A 3192-nucleotide genomic window follows, 5' to 3' on the forward strand; every position below is an offset into this window, starting at 1 on the left:
GTCGGCGCAAATTGTCAGGACAATGCCCTGACAATGGTCACGATGTTGTTGAGGCCATTGAAGAGTTAAAAGGGTTGATTCTGAAAGCAATCGAACTTTATCAGCCTGACAGTTTTCGCAAGCTTCAAAACAAACATTTTGTTCAAGGGAGTTCGCGCGAGCAAAAATAATCTTGATGAGTAAACAATCAAATTAACGCCAATAGTAAGGAAAAACGTATGCAAAATCTAAAACCACAAACTGAAATTCGCTTTGATTTCGACTTAACAAAACCGCTTCGTGAGCAATACCCATACGAATCATTAGGCATTCCCGAACTGTGCTCACTTCACTTTCCATACCCTTTCTCGTACAGAGATATTGACGAAAGCACCTATAAATCAGTTCTTATAGAGATATACCATCAAATAGAAAATGACCTAAAGAAAGAGTCATTCCTCGACATCGAGCACCTTTTTCCTGAGCCTCTAAGCTTAGCTTTCAAACACGCTGCACTTTGTTGGATCCACATTAATATGTTTAATAACGATAGGCTGGTTAGTCCAAGTATCGCCCCTCAAATACTCAAAGAATTCAGAACTGATATTCTAGCCACTCGCCGCCCGAGAAGCTTTAAAGACTTAATGAAGCTATAGCTCACGATAACGACAGCTGCCCTAATCGGCTGCTGTCGTTACTAGCCAATTAGCATTCTCAGTCGATTAAACCTCTCACTATAAGTAACGCCACTATTCTCACGAACGTCCCGCAACTCTGGAAACACATCATATAATTCGAGCTCTAAAGCACACGCGATTGCTCTCGATACTCTGAAAGAGCGGGCATTGCGACTGATGACTTCACTGATAAGGCTTGATAAACAACCTAGAACTGTTGGTACCATTTTTTGATTGAAACCACGCTGAATTAACATAGTGATAATGCCTGAGGTTTATCTACATTGTTACTAGCTAACATACCACTACCTCTGAGGACATAAAGAAACCCATAAAATGTCGAGAATATCTAAGCCTTACCAAAGTAAGGGAAAAGAAAACAAGAGGAAAAAACGGCCAGTTCATTCGTTGGACTTAACAGCTAATTACCATCAAACCTTGACAAAGCCTATAGTGATTTATAAATTGAATAAGCGGCTGCAGAGTCGTTCGTTTGCGCTGCAACGAGAATGTAATACTAAACTTAGACATTCTGGCATATTTTAGATGAGTCATTCACAACCAGACGGCCATGATTTGCAGCGCTGATTAATCTTTCATGGCCTGAAGGAACTATTATGATGACTACATTTAACAACCACCAAACCAAATACCGTGTTTCTGCTCTAAAAGCGCGCTCATCACTGCAGCACCAGTCGTGCAAGCAGATCATTGATTCATACGTTCAACATTCGGCACAACCCAATATTTCAAGGGAAGAAATGAACTCGCCTGACTTTACGGCGCGCCTTAATTACATAGCTCGTGCATTAGCAATAAAAATTGACTGTCATGAATACAATCCTCTGGCCATTCTGGGCAACAAAAACTTTAACGCTCTGTTTACAGACGAACTCTGGAAATTATATGACTTCTTTTATGAATCAGAGTTAGAAGAGGTTGATGTGGAAATGACCATTAAAATGTTAGGCACATTAGAGCAATACTCATCTGTTTTGATAGAGAGCCTGGATTCTGTTTCGAATTTTTGGAACTACGATTTCCGGCTCTTGTACACAGCGTACATAAACACCTATAAGCTCACTAACAAAAAAATCGCCATTGTATTTCGTGAGCTCGACTCCTTAGCGCCAAAAGGTAAAATCGCAAATACTCTCATGAATAAACAAATGATTAGCGTGACGAATCATTTAATTGAAGCCGCACAACGCTCTCCTGTAGTCGATATAATAGCGTTTGAAAACATAAATAATATCAACTCTCTGCACCAACGTTCATCTTATCTTGCTGACAATATCTACCAAGATCTTGATGATACATTGCAACAAACAATGAATAAAATGTCAGGCTGCAATGTTGTTGCATTAAACTCGATGTAGCGATCTCTATAGGCTCACCACTCAATCTTTTTTGAAATGGTGGGTGGTGAGCCTTGTCAGCCCTTTACGTGACAAACGACAACATAACAAAGGAACCAATGAGTAGACTCAATCACAGAATTTCACAGCGTATCGCACATACAAAAATCAGCGAAGGCTATTGTCTGATTTGTGGTCAGTATGGCTCACTATCATGGGATCATGTGCCTCCCAAAGGAGCGATAGCAATTACTAGAGTTGAGCAACGCCATATAACCGAGATGATGGGTACAAATGCAAAAAAAATTAAAGGCATCAGATCAAGGAATGGCAGTAAATTTCGGACGATCTGCCATAATTGTAATAACAATCATATTGGCAACTGTGACCAAGAGGTAGCAACTGTATTTAATTTTTTAAGCTCCAAAGTTAAGACCTACTTCGAGTGTGCGAGCAGCCCTCATAATTTTGTTTCTGAAAATGTAAACGCCACCAAGTTCGCTCGTGCAATGATTGGCCACATATTAGCTGCAACCTCGGTTAACGAATGTCTTAGGGCACCTCAAGAGACGCCTTACTTTACCCCTCTTCAAAAGTTCGTACTCGGTGACGATAAAGCAATTCAGCACACACACAATATTTACTATTGGTTTTATCCATACACAAAGCACTTGAGTGCAAAAATCTTGAGTTTTTGGAACAACGGAAATTTGTCTGTCGTTAGTCTTCTTAGTTTTTTTCCCATTGCATTTATGGTTGTAGAAAAAGGAACAGCTACCTATCCAGCACATGCAAGGCAGCTCAAATTGAACGATTCAAAGCTATACTTGGATCTGTCCTCTAGAGGGTTTGAGTTTGCTGAGTTCCCATTTCATGGTCTTAAGGGTGATCAAATGATGGCCCTATCCGACCAAATGGCAATCGTGAGCTACCCTATAGGTCAATAGGAATAACGCTTTATCAGCGTTCCAAGCTCAACTTATATAGGAATCAAAGAAAGATTGTAATCGAGTGCTTTGAATACCTCTGCCCTTTCTCGCTTAAACGAATATCGACAGCCGACAGCAAGTAATAACCACCCTCAGATAAGGTTGGCTAACTTCGTTCTGCAGTCTAGAAAGTGTTTTCAAAAGATATAAACACATTATAAGACGTCCTACCTGATAGTGGCTTCCCAC

At 40.3% G+C, this 3192-nt stretch carries 3 protein-coding genes; all 3 read left to right on the forward strand.

What is annotated here, in order from left to right; all coding sequences use genetic code 11:
• Positions 1-218 precede the first annotated feature (218 nt).
• The 3 genes from A28LD_RS06885 (at position 219) to A28LD_RS06895 (ending at position 2961) form a co-directional block, all read left to right on the forward strand.
• On the forward strand, positions 219-635 hold the full coding sequence (locus A28LD_RS06885; protein ID WP_007420355.1) for a hypothetical protein: 417 nt from the start codon (positions 219-221) through the stop codon (positions 633-635).
• A gap of 638 nt (positions 636-1273) precedes the next feature.
• Positions 1274-2035, forward strand: coding sequence for a hypothetical protein (locus tag A28LD_RS06890; protein WP_007420357.1), 762 nt, complete (start codon positions 1274-1276; stop codon positions 2033-2035).
• A gap of 98 nt (positions 2036-2133) precedes the next feature.
• A complete protein-coding gene (locus A28LD_RS06895) occupies positions 2134-2961 on the forward strand; it encodes a hypothetical protein (protein ID WP_007420358.1) in 828 nt (275 codons plus the stop codon).
• Positions 2962-3192: the final 231 nt, after the last annotated feature.

This window comes from Idiomarina sp. A28L, assembly GCF_000218785.1.
Classification (GTDB): domain Bacteria; phylum Pseudomonadota; class Gammaproteobacteria; order Enterobacterales; family Alteromonadaceae; genus Aliidiomarina.